16 protein-coding genes are annotated in these 20,676 nt (G+C 50.1%); 4 read left to right on the top strand and 12 right to left on the bottom strand.

Going from position 1 to position 20,676, the window contains the following annotated elements; genetic code table 11:
- Window positions 1–138: 138 nt before the first annotated feature.
- The gene (locus A7975_RS12360) at window positions 139–1,044 is read right to left on the bottom strand and encodes an ArsR/SmtB family transcription factor (protein ID WP_065385297.1); all 906 of its coding nucleotides are present in this window, start codon (window positions 1,042–1,044) and stop codon (window positions 139–141) included.
- A 185-nt stretch (window positions 1,045–1,229) separates the two neighbouring features.
- Here A7975_RS12360 and A7975_RS12365 point away from each other — a divergent pair, with 185 nt between their 5' ends.
- Both A7975_RS12365 and A7975_RS12370 read left to right on the top strand, forming a co-directional pair.
- Window positions 1,230–2,396: an iron-containing alcohol dehydrogenase gene (locus A7975_RS12365; RefSeq protein WP_065385298.1), complete on the top strand. Its 1,167-nt coding sequence runs from the start codon at window positions 1,230–1,232 to the stop codon at window positions 2,394–2,396.
- Window positions 2,397–2,414: 18 nt separating this feature from the next.
- Window positions 2,415–3,242, top strand: a complete 828-nt coding sequence (locus A7975_RS12370; protein WP_065385299.1) for an aldo/keto reductase — start codon at window positions 2,415–2,417, stop codon at window positions 3,240–3,242.
- Window positions 3,243–3,314: 72 nt separating this feature from the next.
- Here the strand turns inward: A7975_RS12370 and A7975_RS12375 are convergent, their stop codons facing one another.
- The 10 genes from A7975_RS12375 to A7975_RS12420 form a co-directional block, all read right to left on the bottom strand.
- Window positions 3,315–4,475: a sn-glycerol-1-phosphate dehydrogenase gene (locus A7975_RS12375; RefSeq protein WP_065385300.1), complete on the bottom strand. Its 1,161-nt coding sequence runs from the start codon at window positions 4,473–4,475 to the stop codon at window positions 3,315–3,317.
- A gap of 96 nt (window positions 4,476–4,571) precedes the next feature.
- Complete coding sequence (locus A7975_RS12380; RefSeq protein WP_065385301.1) at window positions 4,572–6,452, bottom strand: substrate-binding domain-containing protein; 1,881 nt, start codon at window positions 6,450–6,452, stop codon at window positions 4,572–4,574.
- Window positions 6,449–7,660, bottom strand: coding sequence for a response regulator transcription factor (locus A7975_RS12385; protein WP_065385302.1), 1,212 nt, complete (start codon window positions 7,658–7,660; stop codon window positions 6,449–6,451). Before A7975_RS12385 ends, A7975_RS12380 begins: the two co-directional genes overlap by 4 nt.
- 19 nt (window positions 7,661–7,679) lie before the next feature.
- Window positions 7,680–9,458, bottom strand: a complete 1,779-nt coding sequence (locus tag A7975_RS12390; protein WP_065385303.1) for a cache domain-containing sensor histidine kinase — start codon at window positions 9,456–9,458, stop codon at window positions 7,680–7,682.
- A gap of 119 nt (window positions 9,459–9,577) precedes the next feature.
- The gene (locus A7975_RS12395) at window positions 9,578–10,627 is read right to left on the bottom strand and encodes an ABC transporter substrate-binding protein (RefSeq protein ID WP_082198166.1); all 1,050 of its coding nucleotides are present in this window, start codon (window positions 10,625–10,627) and stop codon (window positions 9,578–9,580) included.
- Window positions 10,628–10,697: 70 nt separating this feature from the next.
- Window positions 10,698–11,726: a galactofuranose ABC transporter, permease protein YjfF gene (gene yjfF / locus A7975_RS12400; protein ID WP_065385304.1), complete on the bottom strand. Its 1,029-nt coding sequence runs from the start codon at window positions 11,724–11,726 to the stop codon at window positions 10,698–10,700.
- Window positions 11,723–12,733: an ABC transporter permease gene (locus A7975_RS12405; RefSeq protein WP_065385305.1), complete on the bottom strand. Its 1,011-nt coding sequence runs from the start codon at window positions 12,731–12,733 to the stop codon at window positions 11,723–11,725. The genes yjfF and A7975_RS12405 overlap by 4 nt, the downstream gene beginning before the upstream one ends.
- Window positions 12,705–14,240 (bottom strand): sugar ABC transporter ATP-binding protein, encoded by a 1,536-nt coding sequence (locus A7975_RS12410; protein WP_065385306.1) that lies wholly within the window; start codon window positions 14,238–14,240, stop codon window positions 12,705–12,707. Before A7975_RS12410 ends, A7975_RS12405 begins: the two co-directional genes overlap by 29 nt.
- A gap of 217 nt (window positions 14,241–14,457) precedes the next feature.
- Window positions 14,458–15,510 carry a Gfo/Idh/MocA family protein gene (locus A7975_RS12415; protein ID WP_065385307.1) on the bottom strand — a complete coding sequence of 351 codons (1,053 nt, stop codon included), beginning with the start codon at window positions 15,508–15,510 and terminating at the stop codon, window positions 14,458–14,460.
- A gap of 31 nt (window positions 15,511–15,541) precedes the next feature.
- Window positions 15,542–16,429, bottom strand: a complete 888-nt coding sequence (locus A7975_RS12420) for a sugar phosphate isomerase/epimerase family protein (RefSeq protein ID WP_065385308.1) — start codon at window positions 16,427–16,429, stop codon at window positions 15,542–15,544.
- A 123-nt stretch (window positions 16,430–16,552) separates the two neighbouring features.
- Here A7975_RS12420 and A7975_RS12425 point away from each other — a divergent pair, with 123 nt between their 5' ends.
- Window positions 16,553–17,440 carry a helix-turn-helix transcriptional regulator gene (locus A7975_RS12425; protein ID WP_053377029.1) on the top strand — a complete coding sequence of 296 codons (888 nt, stop codon included), beginning with the start codon at window positions 16,553–16,555 and terminating at the stop codon, window positions 17,438–17,440.
- A 156-nt stretch (window positions 17,441–17,596) separates the two neighbouring features.
- Complete coding sequence (locus tag A7975_RS12430) at window positions 17,597–18,562, top strand: DUF4358 domain-containing protein (RefSeq protein WP_065385309.1); 966 nt, start codon at window positions 17,597–17,599, stop codon at window positions 18,560–18,562.
- Between the two features lie 75 nt (window positions 18,563–18,637).
- Here A7975_RS12430 and A7975_RS12435 read toward each other — a convergent pair whose 3' ends face one another.
- Window positions 18,638–20,542, bottom strand: coding sequence for a beta-L-arabinofuranosidase domain-containing protein (locus A7975_RS12435; RefSeq protein WP_065385310.1), 1,905 nt, complete (start codon window positions 20,540–20,542; stop codon window positions 18,638–18,640).
- Window positions 20,543–20,676: the final 134 nt, after the last annotated feature.

Consider the following 20,676-nt stretch of genomic DNA (forward strand, 5'->3'; position numbering starts at 1 on the left):
ACCATTTCCCCGGAGCTTGTCTCTAGTCCTCTTAAACTTTCTCTTCAATTGAATAACCCAGCCCAGCCGCATAAACCCAATCAAAAAAAGCTCCGCAAAGTCACAAATGACTTTGCGGAGCGCGTCCCTTACCTGCCACTATTGACAGCGAAGCGTCACTTCAATATCTTGGTTGTAATTGCCGAAGCCTTTGCCGAAAAGTGTGACACCGCCGCAGTTTTTGGCTGTCGCGCTGCTAGAAATGCGGAACAAAATTTCTTTGTCATAAGCCAGCATAAGCTGATCGATCGTCACATTGGAAACTTGGATGCCGTCAATGAATGAGCCTTGCGCATTCACGCGGATCGTCTTAATCAAGCCATGTTTTATGTTCTTATGCCACCATTCTGGCGTATACAACCCCCGCGTGCTGCCAAAATCACCCGGATACGTCCATGTTCCGATGCTTACGCCATTTAACACAAATGCGATATCCGATGGCAAATGATTGACGCTGCACGGTGTTTCCGAGCAAATTTCCATCGATATTTCCAGCGATTCCGGCGTTTCATTATTGACCATATAATTCGGAATGCGATATTCAACGAAACCCGAGCCAAACCACAGTACCTTGGCATGGACATGCTCCGGGTCGGCAAAATACCGCGGATCATCACACATGCCGATCATTTGGGTATCGTTAGCCAGCCCGCATGTGGGCTTGATCTGCCAGGATGAATAATGCCCCACCGGAAGCGATACGTTATATCTTTTGGATTCGTCCGCAGCAGGCATGCCTTTAAATAGAAGCATCGTTTGCGTCAGCTGCAAATGGCAAATCTTTTGCATGCCGCGTATTCCCGGCAAGCTTTCGCAGCGAACAATGCCCGCTTCCTCCAACATATGAATATGCCGCGTTACAATAGGAGACTTTATATCTAGCGCTTCAGACAAGCTTTTAATATTCATTGGCTGCACGCTGAGCAGTTCAATCATTTTCACCCGCGTTTGAGATGAGAAGCATTCAAGAAACTTCATATTACGCGTGCTAACTTCCACTTCCATTACCGCTACCCCTTTGCTTCTATCTAATGCCCCTCATTATATAACTAAAAAGTTAAGCTTTCAATGCTTTAATGGATTAAAACTTGACATTTATTTTCAATATCACTAGAATTAACGGCGTATACATAACTTAAAAGATATTTAGTTGCTTTTTTAGTTATCTAAACAAACTTAGGAGGTAAGTCATGAATTCATTTCAATTTGTAAACCCAACACACATCGTATTCGGCGAAGGCACGGCGAGTCAAGTAGGCCAACTAGCCTCCAAGTACGGTAAAACGATTCTTCTCGTTTACGGATCAGGCAGCATAAAGAAAACAGGCTTGTACGATAACACGGTCAGCCTTCTTAACGAGGCTGGCATCAAGGTACACGAGCTTCCAAATATTGAACCAAATCCACGCCTATCTACAGTAAAAAAAGGAATTGATATCTGCCGCACAGAAGGCGTTGATTTCATTCTAGCTGTTGGCGGAGGCAGCGTTATTGATGCAGCCAAAGCGATTGCAGCAGGCGTTCTCTACGAAGGCGATGTATGGGATTTCTTCACAGGCAAAGCTGTCATCCAGAAAGCTCTTCCGCTTGGAACGATTCTTACGCTGGCAGCAACCGGATCGGAAATGAACGGCTCCTCCGTCGTAACGAACTGGGAAGAGAACTTAAAGCGCGCCTTTGGCAGCCCTTTTACGTATCCTAAATTTTCAATCCTTGATCCAACGCTAACCTATACGGTACCCCGCAATCATACGGTTAACGGCGCTGTCGACATTATGTCGCATGTGTTCGAGCAATATTTCAGCTTAACCGAAAATACGCCGCTGCAAGAGCGCTTCTGCGAATCTATTTTGCAAACGGTTATTGAAAACGTCGAGATCGCGCTTGAAAATCCGGAAGATGCTGCCGCTCGCGCCAACCTCATGTGGTGCGGCACGATGGCTCTAAACGGCGGACTTATTAGCGTTGGCATGACAAACGATTGGGCTTCGCATGGCATCGAGCATGAAGTAAGCGCCATTTATGATATCCCGCACGGCGCTGGACTAGCGGTTATTTTCCCGAACTGGATGAAATACGTGCATGGAGAGCGCATTGATCGTTTCGTTCAGTATGCAACACGTGTATGGGGCGTCAATCCGGAAGGAAAATCAGATCAAGAAATCGCGCTTGAAGGCATTCAAGCAACACGTGATTTCTTCACGCGCATCGGTGCCGAATCACGTCTTGCCGACTTCGAGATCGGAAGCGAAAAGCTTGATCGCATGGCGGAGGAAGCCGTTCGTTACGGCGCTATCGGTTCGTTCAAACGTTTGGAGAAAGAGGATGTTAAGGCTATTTTAGAATTATCACTATAATATGGAGGTCGTTTATTCATGACAAATGCAAGAATCGATTCTACCACATTAAGTAATGGTGTTAAGATGCCTTGGTTCGGCCTTGGCGTTTGGAAGGTGAAGGATGACGGTGAAGCGGAGAGAACCGTTGCCTCAGCTATCGAGGAAGGTTACCGGCTCATCGACACGGCAGCCGCTTATAATAATGAAACGGGCGTAGGCGCCGGCATCCGCAACAGCGGCATCGCGCGCGATGAGATTTTTATCACGACAAAAATTTGGAATGCGCATCAAGGATATGAATCCACGCTAACCGCATTCGAGGACAGCAGACGCAAGCTCGGCGTAGAGGTTGTTGATTTGCTTCTTATCCACTGGCCAGTCAAAGACAAATATACCGAAACCTGGCGTGCGCTCGAGAAGCTTTACCGTGACGGCTATGTTCGCGCAATTGGCGTAAGCAACTTCCAAATCCATCACTTGCAGGATGTTATCGCCTCCGGCGAGGTGGTTCCAATGGTCAATCAGGTGGAGTATCACCCGCTTCTGACACAACAGGAGCTGCACTCCTTCGCGAAGAGCAACAACATTCAGCTGATGGCATGGAGCCCGCTTATGCAAGGCAATCTTGACCAGAGCATTCTCGCTGAGATTGGCGCCAAATATGGCAAATCGCCTGCTCAGGTCGTGCTTCGCTGGGATCTTCAGAACGAGGTCGTTACGATTCCAAAATCGATCAATCCCGTTCGCTTGAAGGAAAATGCGGATATTTTCGACTTCGCCCTAACGCCAGAGGAAGTGGCACAGATCAGCGCGCTTAACCGCGATCACCGCTATGGTCCGGACCCAGACAACTTCAATTTCTAACTCCATATATAAACAAACGGCTCCGCCCCATTTAAAGGGACGGAGCCGTTTGAGCGTAAAGAGCCTCAGGCATTAAAGCGAGTTATAAGCTCGCAGCAAGGTGTAGCGGTTCGGTCTTACATGATGAGCTTCCAGCAGGCTGCGCATAAGCAGCTCCGAATCGACGCCAAGCTCCTCTGTCGTTGATGGTCCGCCTACTTGGCTAAGCCACTCGCGAAGCATGCTCTCACCCGGAAGAGCGGCTATCGCCTCTCGCACCTTCTCAGGATGAGCCGTGAAAGCAAGCCCGGACTCTTCTTCCGCTAAGCGGTGGTAGAGCTTGGAAATTTCCGCGCACGCTACGCCAACCTTAGCGCCGTGCAAGAGCTGTCTTTTGCCAAGGCGGATATATTCCATCTCCCAGAAATGCGACAAATGATGCTCCGAGCCCGACGCTGAATGCGACTGGCCAAACAGCAGCATCGCAAGCCCTGACTCAATCAACGCTTCTATTAAGATGCGAATGCCTTCCGGATCGCGGCGTGCGATAAGATCGATATGCTCTACGCATTTGTTAAGCGCGATTCTCGTAATTTCGGCTACTTCCACCGAATACGGCTCACCGCCCTCCGACGCGCCAAAGCTCCAGTCAAGAAGCGACGTATATTTGCCAAGCATATCGCCAAAGCCCGCTGCCACCATCGCAGCCGGCGCACTCGCGAGTATGTCCAGATCTGCAAATATCGCATCGGGGCCAATCGCGGCTATCGTTTTTTTCTCGCCGCGAATAATAATTGGTGCGCCTTTGGAATTAAAGCCGTCCACAGACGGCGCCGTTGGAACGGATACGAATGGAATGCTAGCCGTATAAGCGGCATATCTGGAAATATCATGAATCGTTCCTGATCCTGCTGCAATGACAACCTGTGCCTTATACTGCTGAATATCAAGCAAAAGCTGTACGATCGATGCCTCATCAGCAATCACGTCGCCCTGACGGTCTGGCTTAAGGTTAGTAACATGAACGGAAATGCCAAGCGCGGCTACTGCTTCTTCCAGCGTTTTTCCTGCGATTTCGTAAGTGATAGCGTCCGCCGCAATGATAACGCGGCTATATTGCTGCTCCTTCAAGTAAGGAGCAACCTCTTGAATGGCACCCGCTTCAACCCGAAGCGGGTTAATTTCGATGGAACGCAGCGTTTCTTCATCAAATCCAGCGGCAAGCTTCTTAACTTTATCGATAAGGGATGACAATCGTTACGCCTCATTTCGTTAAGGATATGCTTTATTTTGCTCTTGGTTGGCGCCGCTTGTCAACCATTGTGAAAGGCTTGTGCCAGCCGCCAAAGTCTAATATTCCCTGCTAGCCAGCGCCATCTTGGCAGACTCCTGCGTAAATACCCCTTCGGAGGTAATGATCTTCATCGGCAGCTCCTTGCCCTCGGATAAATCCTTAACGGCTTTCATAAGCTGCGGGCCAAGCAGCGCATTGCATTCTACCGCAAAATTAAGCTTGCCGATGCTGAGCGCTTTGAGCGCTGATTTGGTCGCGTCGACAGAAATAATAATAATGTCCTTTCCCGGCCGCAAGCCAAAATCCTCAATAGCCTCGACAGCACCGAGAGCCATATCGTCATTATGCGAATAGACTACGTCAATCTTGGAGCCTTGCCGCTTCAATGCGGCGGCCATCAGCTCCTTGCCCTGCTTCTTCGTGAAATCCCCTTCCAGCGATTCAACTATAGCGAAATGATTATCCGTTCCGATCACTTCATTAAAGCCTTGCTTCCGTCCAACGGCAGGCGCCGAGAACGGCGTGCCCTGCAGCTCGACGATCTGGTAGCGTTGCTCTTCCTTCGCCTGCTGGATCAGCCACCTCGCTGCCCGCCGTCCCTCCTCGCGAAAATCCGAGCCAATATATGCCGTCCAAAGCGTATCATCGCTGACGTTTACTTCCCGGTCGGACAAAATCACCGGAATGCCTGCCTGCTTGGCCTCTTGCAGCACCTCGTCCCAGCCGGTCTCCGTCTTCGGAGAGAAAGCAATAACGTCAACCTTTTGCTTGATAAACCGGCGGATGAGCTCAATTTGCTTATCTTGCGACTGGTCGGCATTCTCATAAAGAAGCTCAACGCCTGCCTCCTTCGCCGCATCGATTACGGACTTCGTATGCGCAATCCGCCAGCCGCTTTCCATGCCAACCTGCGCAAATCCGACGACTAACGGAGCTTCAGGAGAATCCGTAGACGGGTCAGGAGACGGCGTAAACTTGGTTTGGCTCGTATCCACCCATTGATCCGTTATTTTCTGGCTGCGCAAAATGACTTTTTTCGGTATGCCCTTCTCCTTGTTCAAAATATCGATCGCATACCGAATGGCTTCCTTGCCGCCAGGCGGGCTTGTAAAGGTTCCCGTCAGCTTGTTCTCGGACACCAGCTTCAAGCTTCCGTTCTCGGAATTGACCCCGTCGATTCCGATAATGTTAATATTTTTAATATCATACCTCTGCACCGCCCGATAAGCGCCCAGCGCCATCGCTTCATTATGGGCAAATACCAGGTCGACGTCCCGATGCTCCTTCAGCCAATCGATTAACAAATCCTCGGCCCGATCACGCTGCCAATCCGCATTCATCGTCTGTACGATGCTCAGCTTGGAGCTCTGAATCGCATCGCGAAATCCCTTGCTCCGCTCCTCCACGGTCGGCGAGCCCGCAAGGCCTTGTATTTCCACGATATTCCCGCCGGCTGCGCCAAGCGTATTCTTGGCGAATTCGCCTGCCTTGCGTCCGATCATCTCGTCGTCCGTACCGACATAAAGCGTATAATCGTAACCCGTCACTCCTCTGCCCAGCACAATAACGGGAATATCGTTGTACACGGCGCTTACTGTTTGCGTAAGGGCAACCGGATCATCCAGCGAAATAATGAGCAAATCAATGCCATAGCCGACCAGCTTCTGCACATCCTGCGCCTGCTGATCGCTGCTCTGGGCCGCATCGGTGAAGATGACGCGCATATCCTCGTGCTTGCTTACCTCCTGCTGGATCTCCTCATTCATGGCAACGCGCCAAGGCTCGCTCAAATTGGGCTGCGACACGCCGATCAAATATTTATAGCCGTTATCGTGATCCCCGTTTTCTGAGTTCATGATGCAAGAGCGGGCAAACACAACCGCCACGATGAGCATGAGAAGGAAGAGTACCCGTTTTGCGATTTGCCTGGCGGTCATGAACGTATCCCTTTCTTATAGACCATCGGAGAGGTTCCCGTCACCTTCTTAAAGGCGCTGCTAAAATAATGCTGGCTGCTGTAGCCCACCTTCTCCGCGATCTCATATACCTTGAACAAAGGATCACTCATCAGCTGAATCGCCTTGCGAATGCGTACCTCCGTCAAATAATCGATAAAGGACAAGCCAAGCTCCCGCTTTAGCTGCTTGCTTAAGTAAGTCGGGCTTACCTGCACGCCTTCGGCAACATCCCCAAGCGTCAGCGTCGGCAAGCCGTAATTGCGGTCAATAAATTTTTTGGTCAAAATAACGATCGGAGACAAGCTGCCTTTGCTGCTAAGCTCCTTCACTAATGAGCGGTACAGCTTCGGAATATCTTCGATAAAATCCGCCGCCTGCTGCTCGATGATAATCGTTTTCTCCAGCAGCGCTTCCATCTTGTCTTGAATTTTCTGGCCAAGCCTCAGCCATTCCGCATAGTGGTCTACCCGCCCAAGCACGATGATATGACCCTTCTTATCGTTCAGGACGACATGTCTGCCCGTTCCGCCTGCGGCGAGCAAATCCTCGGTAATATTTTTCAAAGCAAATTCCAGCAAATCCCGGTCCCATACCCGCATCGCCTTGCCGGACTCTACGTTATGAATGACCTTAAACGCAATCATGCCGATCGCGCCTTCCCAGCCGAGCTGCAGAAATGCCGTTTGGCTATGAATCTCCTCCGCTGCCAAGATGCCTTCGAGCCACTTCAATAGAAAGGTATCACGAATGGCAATGGAGTTCGTTTTGAGCTGCTGATCCATCCATACGAGCTTTTGTTCTTGATTACGCGCCTGCTCAAGCTCGCCGATCGCTTTGCGGACGACGCTCTCCAGCTTGCTCTTCACGACTGGCTTAAGCATATATTCAAAGACATGCAGCTTCACAGCCTGCTGGGCATAACGAAATTCGTCATGGCCCGAAATAACGATGACAATGCAGCGCTCCAGCGTAAGCCGCAGCCGTTCAATAAATTCAAGCCCGTCTACGAATGGCATGCAAATATCAACGAACAAAATATCGGGCTTTCGCTCCTCCGCTAGCTCGAGCGCCTGCAAGCCGTTCTCGGCTTCGCCGACAAGCTCAATGCCAAGCTCCTCCCAAGGCAGCACCTTAGACAATCCTCTACGAATCTTCGGCTCATCATCCGCAATAAGCAGTTTCCACATACGATTCCCTCCCTGCCACTTAAAATAATGCTAGCATTAACGGAAGACGGACCACGATCTTAGAACCTCGTCCGCTTTCGCTTTCAATCGTAAGACCGTACCCCGTGCCATGCGTCAGCTTGATTCTCTCGTTCACGTTATACAAGCCATAACCCCGATCCTCGCTGCTCTGCCGGATGGCATGAAAGGATTCGTTCATCTGGGCGAGCCGCTCAGCCTCAAAGCCGATGCCGTCATCCTCAACAATGAGCACCAGCTTGCTATCCTCCTCCTTGCCCGTGATCCGAATTTTGCCTTTGCCCAGCTTTGCTTTAATGCCGTGATAAATCGCGTTCTCAACGAGCGGCTGCAAAATAATTTTGAGCACGCTTTGCACCGCTAGCTCCGGCGGAATCTCGATCTCATAGGAAAGCTTATCCTCGTATCTCGCCATTTGAATGATCAGGTAGCTCTCCACATGTTGGATCTCGTCGCTAAGCGGAATGACCTCGCGCCCTTTGCTGAGGCTAATCCGAAAAAGATGGGTCAGTGCGACAACGATATCGACGATATCGTCCGCATCCCGGTCTTGGGCCATCCACTGAATCGTATCCAGCGTGTTGTAGAGAAAATGGGGCTTAATTTGCGCCTGCAATATTTTCAGCTCCGCCTCCCGCTTTTCCTTTTGCTCCAAATAGACGAGATGGATCAGGTTGTCGATTTCCTGCACCATATTGTTGAAGCTGCTGCCGAGCTGCCCGATCTCGTCCTTCGTCTTGCTTGGGAAGCGCAAATGCAGCTCGCCTTCCTCCACCTTCTTCATTAAGCTGCGCAGCTTGCCGACGGGACGAACGATTGAATTGGTGAAATACCACGATGCCATAAAGGCCAGCAGCAGCGTGACCAGCGCAATAATAACCGTATAAAATTGAATATCGGCAACGACCTGCAGCGATTCCTTCAGCGGGAATACGCCAATGATCCGCCAGTCAAATTCCGGAAAGGTGTTATAGACCATCTGGTATTCCTGCTCATTGATATGACGGAAAACTTTGCCGGAGCGGCCCTCCAGCCAGTTCCCCGATATGCGGTAAACGGTTGGATTGACCGGCGAATAGACGACACCGCCTTTCTCGTCCATGATGAAGATAAAGCCGCTCTTGCCAAGCGGTGCCGATTCGATAATATCCTGGATGATGTCGAGCTTCATATCGATCAAAATAACGCCAAGCACTTCACCCGTCGAAGGGTCCTTCACCGCTCTCACGAACGATAACACCTGATCGGCGCTTAAATTTTGTTCGGCTCTAATATTTCTTCCGATCGGATGGCTGAACAAATGGATGTGATCCGGCTGCTGCACCGCTTTCTTGTACCATTGCTCCTCCGTCATCGGATCTCTAGTAATCTGCTCCAACCCGGCGCTGGCGAACTGATTGTTATCGCTTACAATCATTGCGCCTGCAATTTCCACATGCTTCTCAATATAGACCCCCTGCAGTTTTTTCACTTTAGAATCCAGTACTGGAAAAAGCTTCGAATCGGTATTGGACCATTTCATAAACTGGATGACCGACGAATCCTGCGACAGGTAGTAAATAATGTTGTCCATTTCTTGTATGTATACTTCGATGTGGTTTTTAACCTGATCCATCATCTGCACCGTGTGTGCATTCGTTTCCTCTTCAATGGCGTTTTTGTACAAGGTGCTGCCCAAAAAACTGAGCGCTAAAATGGAAAATAAAGTGATAATAACAAAATAAAACAACAACTTGAAACGGATACTTCTATTCGCAAACAACCCGCTTAGCATAGACATCCAATCCGTTCTCATAAAATAGTGTTGCAATTCCATTTTAATGCGAAAAACGAAATTACAAAAGAGATTTTTCTCTTTTGTAATTTCGTATTTTCCTTACTTTTCCATTAACTTATAAATTAATATTTACGATTAGGCAATGCATCGATTGCTTTTTGGCCAAAATAAACGTCCTCATCGGATTTAATCCATTTTTCCAGCGTTGCGCCAGCCTTGTAATCAAGGATAGCTTGCTTGAGCTGCGGCCCAAGAAGCGGGTTACATTCAACCGTAACGTTCATTTTGCCTTCAGCAATCGCTTCGAAAGCTGCTTTGATGCCGTCTACGCCGATAATTTTAATATCCGTGCCCGGTTTAAGGCCCGCTTCTTCAATCGCTTGAATCGCGCCTAGCGCCATGTCATCATTGTGTGCGTACACAACTTGGATGTTTTTATCCTTTTTCAGGTAAGCTTCCATAACTTCTTTCCCTTTGGCGCGAGTGAAATCGCCGGTTTGGGAATAAACGATTTTGTAGCCAGCTTCACTTGCAATCGCGTCTTCAAACCCTTTTTTACGGTCATTCGCCGCGCTTGCGCCTACTGTTCCTTCGAGCTGAACGATGTTTACTTGTGCGCCAGCGCCGAACTCTTCGATCATCCATTTTGCTGCGTTTTGGCCTTCAAGAATAAAGTCAGAGCCGATGAACGATACATAAAGGTCTTCATTGCCTTTTGAAATGCCGCGGTCAAGGAGAAATACGGGAATGTTAGCATCCTTTGCTTCTTTCAATACCGTTTCCCAGCCCGATTCAACGACAGGCGCAAGTCCAATCGCGTCTACTTTTTGAGCGATGAACGTACGGATCGCTTTAATTTGGTTTTCTTGTTTTTGCTGCGCATCGGAGAACTTCAGCTCGAAATTCGGATCTTCGCCAAATGTCGCTTTAACCGAATCCGTCTCGGCATCACGCCAGCCGCTCTCTGCACCGATTTGCGCGAAGCCTACGACAAGCTTCTTGCTCTCTGCCGGCGCATCCGTTGCCGCTTCCTCGGTCTTAGGCTCGTTCGTTGCATTGCCGCTTGCCGGTTTGTTGCCCCCATTGTTGCTGCTGTTCCCGCAGCCTGCGATTAAGCCTACTAGCATAATCGTTGCAAGCATGGTCATAAAAAACGGTTTCTTTCTGTTCATTCTTACTTCCTCCCTTTCAAGCATCTATTGGCTACACTTTCAATATACAAATTTTACATTTGATCTGTATTTACAAATTAACGACTTTATTTTCAAATTTCGGTTTATTTTTGGAAGCCGGCAATGCGCTTTTTTCTTTTCTCATCACAATAATTCGTTGAAATGCCATGAAAAGAAATAATAAAAATCCGATTGTAATTTTGGTCCACCATGAGCTTAATGTTCCTTGGAACATGATGATCGTCTGAATGATGCCGGTACAGAGCACGCCAAGCGTCGGCCCGATCAAGTAGCCAAACCCGCCTGTTAGCAAAATGCCGCCAATGACGCAAGCCGCAATCGCATCCATCTCCATGCCCATCAAATGCAGGGAATAGCCCGACAGCATATACAGCGTAAATACGATGCCGCCGATCGCGGAGAACAAACCGCTTAACGTATAAACCAGAATAGTCGTTTTCGCTACTGGCAAGCCCATTAATACCGACGACTTTTCGCTGCCGCCAATGGCATAAACCGCTCTGCCAAAGGAAGAGTAGCGGCCAATAAAGAGCGCCGCGACAACCACGGCAGCCGCAATGAGTACGCTGATCGTAATAAAGCTATCTCCCCATACGTGTATTTTGTGCTGGGATAGCCAGACGTAGGACGGATTGTTAATGACGATGCTCTCCGTGCTGATTAAGAAGCTGATCCCTCTGGCGAGGAACATGCCCGCAAGCGTGACGATCCACGGGTGGAGCTGAAAGCGTTGAATCAAATAACCTTGCCCTGCGCCGAACAGCGTGCCGATTACGAGCGCTACGATCGTTACGACAATCGCATTGGCACCTTGCCTGAACAATTCGGCGGAAACCATGCTGATAAGCGCAACGACCGAGGCTACCGATAGATCGATGCCGCCTTTTATAATGACGAAAGCCATCCCGGTCGCTACTATGATGAGGTAGGCATTGTCGATAAATAGATTCAGAAAAACCTGCATCGAGAAAAATCCGGTATACAGCGCAGCGCCCGAGCCGTACAAAATAAATAAAAGCAGCAGCGTCGCGAGCACAATAATGTTGTTATGGCTAATTTTCATCGATATCTGCTTCATTGTGCCGCCACCTTCTTTTTCGCCAATTTAAACGACTGCCGGAATATATCGGATTGAATTAAGCAGACGACAATAACGACTACGGCTTTCACGAGCAAAATGCTGGATGGCTCAACGCCTAGCGAATAAATCGTTGTCGTGAGGCTTTGAATGAACAACGCGCCAAATATCGTTCCGCCGAGGTAAAAACGTCCGCCGCGCATCGATGTTCCGCCAATGACGACGGCAAGAATCGCATCGAGCTCAATCCATAGTCCTGCGTTATTTGCATCTGCGCTTGCTACGTTCGCGCTAATAATGATGCCGGCAATGCCTGCGCAAACGCCTGTAATCGTATAAGCCGTCATGAAGATCACTTTAGGCCGGATACCTGCATAGCTGCTCGCTGTCTTATTGCCTCCAGCCGCCTCAAGAAAGAGCCCGAAAGCGGTACGCGTTTTGAAGAGATAGACGATTAGGAAAACGCCCATTGCAATGAACAGCGGAAAAGGAAGGCCCAGCAAATGCCCTTTGCCGATGAACTGGTATGCCTTGTCGCTTGTCGTAAGCACTTGGCCGCCCGTAATGAGCTGGGCGATGCCGCGGCCAATCGTCAATAAAATCAACGTCGCCACCATCGGTTGTATCCCGATGATCGCGACCAGCATCCCATTCCATAAGCCGCAGATCAAGCCAGCGCCGACGCCTGCCAAAATAACTAGCCAAAGCGGATAACCATCAAGCATAAAGACCGCGATGGCTCCCGAAATCGCTAGGACGGAACCTACCGAAATATCGATCCCCTCCTTGGCAATCACGAGCGTCATGCCAATCGCGATAATAATGAGGGGTGAGCCATTTTTCAAAATATCGATCAAATTGCCGAATAAATGGCCATCCTTCCACTCCATTCGGAAGAAATCCGGTATGACCATTAAGTTAAATAGAAATAAAACGACGATCGCAAGGATCGGCCATATCATTTTCTGCCTGCCTAAGCTACGCGCCAATCCCGTCAGACCCGCCATACATTTCCGCTCCCTTCGCAATCATTTCCATTATGACATTCTCGCGCATGTCCGCACCGGCAACCTCGCCAATCTTAATTCGATCACGCAGCACGATAATCCGGTTGCAGCACTGCACCATCTCCTCAAGCTCCGCGGAAATGATTAATATCGAAATGCCGGTTGCCGCCAAATCGAGAATGAGCTTGCGAATTTCCATCTTAGACCCAACATCGATGCCGCGCGTCGGCTCGTCCAGAATGAGCAGCTTGGGCTGAGTGGCAAGCCATCTTGCCAAAATAACCTTTTGCTGATTGCCGCCGCTTAAATTTTCGATCTTTTGCTCCGCGCTTGGCGTCTTGATCTTGAGCAGCTCGATATACTTGTTCGCGATTTCCTTCTGCTTGCGCAGCGGGATGAACGAGAACATGCCTTTGCGCGCTTGCAGCGCAAGCACGATATTTTCACGTATAGTCAGCTCGCCCACAATGCCAGCTACCTTGCGGTCCTCCGGTGTGAAGCCAAGCCCCTTCTGAATCGCTTTTTGCGGATACATCGATGTGATTTGCTCGCCGTCAATCGTCAGCGTGCCTTCATCGGCTTTATCGATGCCAAAGATCAGCTTGGCGATTTCCGTCCGGCCTGAGCCGAGCAGCCCTGCCAGCCCAAGCACCTCGCCTTTTCCGATCTGGAGATCGATGGGATTGATGCTGCCTTTTTTCCCGAGCGAGCTCGCCTTAAGGAAACCTTCGCCGGAAATGCGCTCCACCGCTTTTTTGCCGGCAGCGTCCTCCGTAGTCCATTCCCGGCCGATCATATGCGAGACGAGCTCTGTTTTGGACAAGTCCTTTGTCACATATTCACCAACGAGCGCGCCGTTGCGCAGCACTGTAATTCGGTCCGTTATCTCGTAAACCTGATCAAGGAAATGGGTAACGAACACGATGCCCATCCCGTCCTGCTTCAGCTTGCGCATTACCTTGAATAGCTGCTTCACTTCATTGGCATCCAGGCTTGAGGTTGGCTCATCCAAAATAAGAATGCCGCTCGAAATATCAACCGCCCGGGCGATGGCAACCATCTGTTGAATCGCCACCGAATAATGGGACAATGGCTGCTTCACATCAATATCGAGATCAAGCCGCGCCAGCAGGCGCTCGCTGTCCCGGTACATTTTTTCCCAATCGATAAGTCCGCGTTTCCTCGGATGCCTGCCTACATAAATATTTTCGGCCACCGTTAGGTTGGCGCATAAATTAACCTCTTGATAGACGGTACTGATGCCAAGCTGCTGTGCCTCGAGCGGAGATTTGGGTGCAATCGGCCGTCCGGCCAGCTTCACCTCGCCTGAATCCCACTTATGAACGCCTGTCGCAACTTTAATCAGCGTCGATTTGCCTGCTCCGTTTTCTCCCATCAGAGCGTGAATTTCGCCATTTCTGAGGCCAAATTCAACATTAGACAGCGCCTTGACGCCAGGAAACGATTTGCTAATCCCTTTCATATGAAGCACGTATTCAGTGCTCATTGACCTTCACCTCTTTCCATTTTCACCTCCAATTGTAGGAAAAAGAGCAGGCATGCGTATTTAGAAATATAGGTCTTTTTTTAAACAATTCGGACATTTAGGTCAGCGGACGCTTGATGTTGCCAGCGCGATCGCGTTTTTTTGCATGACAAAAAGAGGATGCCTTGGCCGCTTACTTGCTGCCGAGACACCCTCTGTTTGTCAGTCCTTTTAAGCCTTATTTAAGCGCAGCCGTTCCCATAAAATCAGAAATCAGCACCTTTTGCCCGGTTTTGGCGCTCTCTACGGCGGCAAGCACCATCGCCATGCTGTAGATGTTGTCGCTGCAATCGGTTTCCGGCTTGCGGCCTTCGTCGAGAGCGGCGAACATTTCATCCAAGCAGCCCTTATGGAACGTATTCGCCATTTCGGGAAGCTGCGTTTCAACCCGCTCGTAATCGCGGATAAACTTGCCGTCTTGATCGCCTGCAGCAACGATCTCCGCATACGGATTTCCTTTGCCGTCCCAAATCGCGGTGCCATGCTCGCCGGTCACCCGCCAAGACGCTTCCCATGAAGTTGGCACGCCCTCTGCGCACCAAGAACCGCGGTAATTGAAGACCGAGCCGTCGGACATTTCATAGATGCAGATCGCCATCGCGTTTCCGGCATACCAAGAACCGGGAGGGTTAAATTCATGGCAATAGGCCGAAACGGGATTTGCGCCGGAAATATATCTTGCTTGGTCAAACGTATGGATCGCCATATCGAGCAGCAGCGGGCTCTCCATCGCATCGCGGAAGCCGCCAAAATGCGCGCCGATAAAGAAGTCCGCGCTTACGAACCCCACTTTGCCGATCGTTCCGCTCTCGATTAGCCCGTGAAAGGCGCGAATGCGCGGATCAAACCTTCGATTTTGCATAACGGCATGCGTCCTGCCACTCTCTTGAGCCATTCGCACGATCTCCTTGCAATCGCTCATCGTTTCCGCGAGCGGCTTCTCGCCAAACACATTGCAGCCAAGCTCTATCGCAGCCGTACTAATCGCATAGTGGCTCGCCGGTATCGTAACGTCAAATACCAAAGTCGCCCCTGTCTCCTTAATAGCTTGCTTAATATTGGTGAAAGTTGGGCAAGCAAGCCCTTTGCGCTCCGCCATCGCCGCAGCAAACTCCTCCTTTATATCAACAAGTCCAACAATTTCCGTGTCTTCCCGATCCTTCGCATAGTCCACCCACGTATTCGCCATCCCGCCACAGCCGGCAATGACTACTCGATGCTTCGTTGTCATTTGATTTCCTCCTCGCTTTCGCTCCGCTAATTTAAACTGGATTTGGAACAAAATCGCCGCCGCGGCAGCGCTTCAAATAATTCAAAGCATGAACCTGTCCAGTCATTTCCAGCTCATCCTTATACACAGGATCATGCCAGCCCTCTATATCGATCGTGCCTTTGTAGCCATTCTGTCTCAAAATCGTAATAATATCCGACCAATTGCTATCGCCAAAGCCCGGCGTCCGGTGCCATACGAACTGCTGCTTGCTGTGCACGCCATGCTCCTTTACGATATCCCACGCAATCGTTGCGTCCTTGCCATGTACGTGGAACACCTTGCCCGCCCATTTGCGCAGCTGCGGAATCGGATCGATCAAGCTGACCATTTGGTGGCAGGGCTCCCATTCCAGTCCGATATTGTCCTCCGGCACTGCATTAAACATCAGCTCCCAGGCGGTCGGGTTATGCGCAATATTCCAATCACCGGTTGTCCAAGTGCCGCCCATATCACAATTTTCAAAAGCGATCCGTATGCCTTTAGCCGCAGCCCGCTTCGTTAGCTCGCCGAACACTTCCTTGAACCTTGGAATCGATTCGTCGATCGATTGATCCGTCAGTCGGCCCGTGAAGCCGGATACGATATCCGCTCCGAATAAGTGGGCATGGTCAATGAGACGTTCCCAGCTGGCTAGCGTATCGGCATTATTGCCTTCCCCTGTCAACGGATTTCCGAAAACGCTTACAGCTGGAACGACAAAATCATGCTCATCAGCGAGCGCTCTAACCCTTTTAGCCATTTCAACCAAATCCGTGCTGCCGGTCGTTTGCCAAAAGGTTAAATTAAATGATTCAAATCCATGCTTCACTATTTGCGGAATGACGTGATCCGCATTTCCTCCGCCTACAAGCGTTCCAATTCGCAATTTGTTATCCATCCTTGTATATCACTCCAATATTGGCTTATAGTATTCGTAACAACTCCATTATAGCTAGGAGTTATGCAGATCACTCTATACAATCTTGAGCAATAATAGTCTAATCTTGTGGTGGTGAGCAGATTGACCTATCCTAAGGAGCTTTGGGAAAATACCCGTCTCGAGCATAAAACATACCCGATCCAGCTATTTCAAAACCGCTGTCATGACGCAGCGCCAAATGACTGCATTCTATATTTGCATTGGCATGAGCATTTCGAGATCATCATCATGAGGGAAGGCAGCGCCCTCTTCCATATCGACAGCCGTCCATACATCCTTAATGAGGGTGACGTTATTATTATTCCTGGCGGCGGTCTGCATGTCGGCTATGCGCTTCGTTACGAAAATGTGCATTATGATTGCATCGTATTGAACGCATCGCTCTTTAATGATTGGGTTCATGATCCTGTGCATGCCCAGTTTGTCGCTCCCTACCTGGAGGGCCGGCTTCATTATCCCGTCAAGCCGTCGGCGCAGGATGAGGCAGTCCTCCGCTATTACTCGCTGCTCGATGAAGTGACCGCCGAGCTTGCCGCGAAACCGCCTGCTTACCAGCTTATCGTAAAGTCTAAGCTGCACACGCTGTTCACCCTGCTCTCCCGCACCTTCATGGAACGGCAGCTCGCAGGCAAGCCGGCGGAGCCATACTTCGTCAATCGGGATCGCTTCAAAGCGCTTATCCAGCGCATCGAATCACAGTTTGGCGAGAAAATGTCGATCGAACAAGCGGCGAAGCAAGTTAGCTTGAACCCTTACCACTTCTGCAAGCTATTCAAAAAACTGACCGGCCGCACCTTTGTGGAGTATGTCAACGTCTGCCGCATGAACGAAGCGGAGCGGCTGCTTCGCGAGAGCAATGACACGATAACCGAAATTGCCGCCAAGGTCGGATGCGAGAATCCGAACTATTTTACGAAGCTGTACAAGCAGTATAAAGGGACTACGCCTTCGCAGACGCGGAAGACATAAACGAGATATTGTGCATATATATGCGCGATTTATTATTCATGTAAAAACATTCATTATAACTATTTTTAGTCGCTATTAAAGGAGAATGATGAATCTAGCAACTTTGTATACCCTGCTAGCGTCTAATATACAACGATGATTAAAGGGGATAACTGGATGTTTCCGATTAAAAATAAATATTTCTCCGTTGCGATCTTCGCGATGCTGATTGCCGTCATGGCTGCTGGCTGCAGCGATGGATCAAGCCAAGTGAAAAATAACGCAAACCCAACAGATACAACAAGCGCAGCCGAAGCGACGAATTCCACGGAAGAGCCAGAAGCGACGAAGGCGCCCGAACCGACGCTAGCGCCCAGTGAAACTGCCTTAACCGAACAACCTACAGCTACAGCTACACCTACCTCTGCACCGGCGAAGGAAACGGCGACTGAGGAGCCAACAGCGATAGTAGCTCCAACAGAGAATTCATCAACGCAGAAGCCTGCTGCGACCAAAAAACCGGCCAATGAGGCGGTTGCCAAGGAAACGGCAAAGCCGACCAAAAAGCCCGGTGCAACGCCAAAGCCCGTCCCGACAGCGATGCCAACTAAACAGCCGGGAGCAGTTATTCCAACACAGGAACCAAGCACGAAGCCGTCGGCAACGCCAACGCCTTCCACCATTACAATGGCAACGCCATCGCCTACGCCTAAGCCAACAACGAAGCCAGATCCGGAAAATCCATTCGGCAAGGTCACCGTTGCCGACATTGCAGCCAAAATAACAGCAGATGCCGGACTCGGACCGCTAACGGCTGTTCAGGACGATCAAGTGAAGGACGTCTATGGCATAGACATGGAAGCCCAGCTGGTTGACGGCATTTTCAATCAGCCTAAGATGATGATTCAAGCTGGGGAATTCTCCGTCGTCCACCTCAAATCGGAGAAAGACTATGCCGATATCGAGGCAGCATTTGAGAAGCGTGCGGAAGCGGTGCAAAAGGCTTTCGAAACCTATTTGCCCGACCAATACGAGCAATCGCTAAACTATCAAATTTTACGCAGCGGAAATTTCGTCCTCTTCTCCATATCGCCGGACCAGAAGAAGACAGCGGAAATTTTTAACAGCTTCTTCAAGAAGTAGTCGGCGGCTATCATAAATAAAAGCTGGGGCAGCTCCTTTAGGTGAAATCACCTAAGAGCTGCTCCAGCTTATTTGTTATTCCCTAGTTAATTGCTGTGTGCGGCCAACCGGCTTTCGCTGCCCCAGCAGCGGAAACTCGCCGATTCTCAGCTTCGCGCTGCCGTAGGGAACAAGCTCAAGCTCCGTTACCGGCTGACCTTCCGTGTTCGGATTCAGCGGCGGCGTGCCTGCATTGTTTCCTTCCATTTTCCAGTCGCGCACGAGCTTGCCGCTTGCCTTCAAGCGAATTGGCGAGGCAGATGCATCGAACGGTTGATAAGGAATAGCCTCCCCGCTTTCCTTTACCTCAAAGTCAGAATCCGCAAGCAGGCCATACTTCCATGGCGAGCCCGGATAAATTTCCCAATCGTGGAACATTTCCCGCTCTTGGAGAAGCTGCCAGTTTTCTGCAATCGGCATGGCGTATACGAGCGGTCCGCGTTCTACGCTTACCGCGTACAGGTTGCGGGATATGGTAAGCACCTCCATCGGCAGCTTAAGCAGCAGCTTATCCCCGTCATGCCATTCCCGATTTACGCGCGCATAGCCGTTTACGGCATCCAATGCTATCGATTCTCCATTTATGGTTAAGCTTGCTGCCTTGCACCATCCCGGTATGCGCAGCGATAGCGGGAATGCAGCGGCACGCTCCAGTGTCAGCTCGATTGCCACTTCATCGCGGAACGGATATTCTCCGCTTACTCGAACCTGAGCTGCAACGCCGCCAGCAACGATAGCTTCCACGCAACATGGTACGTACGATACGGCTGCCAATCCTCCGCCAGATTCCGCCATCCACAAATGAGCTGCAAGCTTTGGCCACCCTTGATGCATGTTTGCCGTGCAGCAGCCAAAATGAGGCTCCAACCCAAACACATTCGCATCCGGTCCATTGGTCCAGCTTCTTGGCGCAACATTGCACATGATTTGATTCACTTGCTGATCGTATTGATGCGAGGTCCAATTCTTGGAAATCGCAGCCGGAAGCGCGTTAAACGCCACCTTCTCCAAAATATCCCCAAAGCGCCCTTCTCCAAAAATACGAGTAAGCTGCTCCATCGAGTACATATACTCCACAACCGCGCATAGCTCGACGCCTTGGCTCGGATGCGTGCCCGACAGCCACTCATCCCCAGAGAACATGCCATGCGCCTGTCCGTGATAGGTCATCAAGCTGTCTATCCCGCGATGAACCGCCTCCCGTTGTATGTCTTCCCCGTACAGCTCATACAAAATGCCAGGCATCTTGATTCCCATAGCCACATTCACGACATGCGTCCGCAAATCCCATTCATCAACCTTGCGCCAAAACGGAAAATCATAAAAGATATCAGTCCAATCCAGCGTTTGACTCGCAACGATATCCGCAAGCTTCAACAGCTCATCGTCTTTCGTTTTCTTATAGAGCCATAGGATACAAAGCAGCAGCTCCGAGCCGCGGGACTCCGCCCAGCTCCTCAGCGGCTGCTCCTCGATTGTCGCCCTTACAAAACCTAGAAATTTGCTCAGAAACGGTACGATCCGCTCGTCTCCCGTAGCCTCTTCGAACTGCATCATGACCTTCAGCATAATCATGAAATGCCACCAGTCCTGCTGCTTGTCTACCTCTTGATTCACCGTTTCGATTACTCTTGGACCAAAAAATCCGTTTTCCTGCTGGCTTGCAAGCGACCACTCCACCCACCTATTCGCTTTGGCAATAAGCCGCTCGTCTCCTAAAATATAAGCAAGCGGCAGCAGGCCGTCCAAATAATATGGGCCGCGCTCCCAGCTCTCGCCATCCCCGCCAATCCAGCCGCTGCTTGATCCAACATCAGCCCATTGCTCCTCCAAATGACCCGTTAATCCGTCTGCTTGTATCCGAAGCTGATTATATAGCCAGCCTTCGGCCTTAATGCTGCCCAGCGGCAGCGCTGCAAATGCTTCATTCCCATTACTCATGCCTAACACACTCCTTCATAGCGTAATGACCACTAACCGAATATAGCATGCCAAGCAGCTTCATTTGGATAGCCGATCGCAACCACTATTTATCCAATCACAACATCGACATGAAAGTGATATCTTTACTCTAG

This window comes from Bacillus sp. FJAT-26390, from assembly GCF_001682865.1.
GTDB lineage: Bacteria > Bacillota > Bacilli > Paenibacillales > Paenibacillaceae > Pristimantibacillus.